Source organism: Streptomyces sp. PR69 (assembly GCF_026420845.1).
Lineage (GTDB): Bacteria > Actinomycetota > Actinomycetes > Streptomycetales > Streptomycetaceae > Streptomyces.
Genome location: NZ_JAOWCB010000096.1, coordinates 1 through 759, shown reverse-complemented (window position 1 = coordinate 759; position 759 = coordinate 1). Strand labels below are relative to the sequence as shown.

Below are 759 nucleotides of genomic sequence, written 5' to 3'. Positions count from 1 at the left end.
TAGCCAGGCCGTACTGTCGCTGCTGGCGGTGGCCAGGGTGCGGCCGTCCGGGCTGAACACCACCGAGATCACCCAGTTGGTGTGGCCGGTGAGGGTGTGCAGTGTGCGGCCAGAAGAGGCGTCCCATAGCCGGGCCGTGCGGTCATAGCTGGCGGTGGCCAGGGTGCGGCCGTCCGGGCTGAACACCACCGACCACACCTCCTCGGTGTGGCCGGTGAGGGTGTGCAGTGTGCGGCCAGAAGAGGCGTCCCACAGCCGGGCCGTATCGTCGAGGCTGGCGGTGGCCAGGGTGCGGCCGTCCGGGCTGAACACCACCGAGATCACGACGCTGGTGTGGCCGGTGAGGGTGTGCAGCAGGCGGCCGGTGGAGGTATCCCATAGCCGGGCCGTACCGTCTTTGCTGGCGGTGGCCAGGGTGCGGCCGTCCGGGCTGAACACCGCCGAGATCACGACGCTGGTGTGGCCGGTGAGGGTGTGCAGTGTGCGGCCAGAAGAGGCGTCCCACAGCCGGGCCGTATCGTCGTGGCTGGCGGTGGCCAGGGTGCGGCCGTCCGGGCTGAACACCGCCGAGATCACGACGCTGGTGTGGCCGGTGAGGGTGTGCAGCGGGCGGCCAGAAGAGGCGTCCCACAGCCGGGCCGTACCGTCGAGGCTGGCTGTGGCCAGGGTGTGCCCGTCCGGGCTGAACACCGCCGAGCTCACGCCGCTGGTGTGGCCGGTGAGGGTGTGCAGTGTGCGGCCGGTGGAGGTATCCCATAG

General features: G+C 70.8%; 1 protein-coding gene. It reads right to left on the bottom strand.

The annotated features are described in order from the left end of the window. Positions 1–759 (bottom strand): WD40 repeat domain-containing protein (locus OF819_RS29055; RefSeq protein ID WP_267246637.1); only part of this gene is annotated, 759 nt, incomplete at both ends.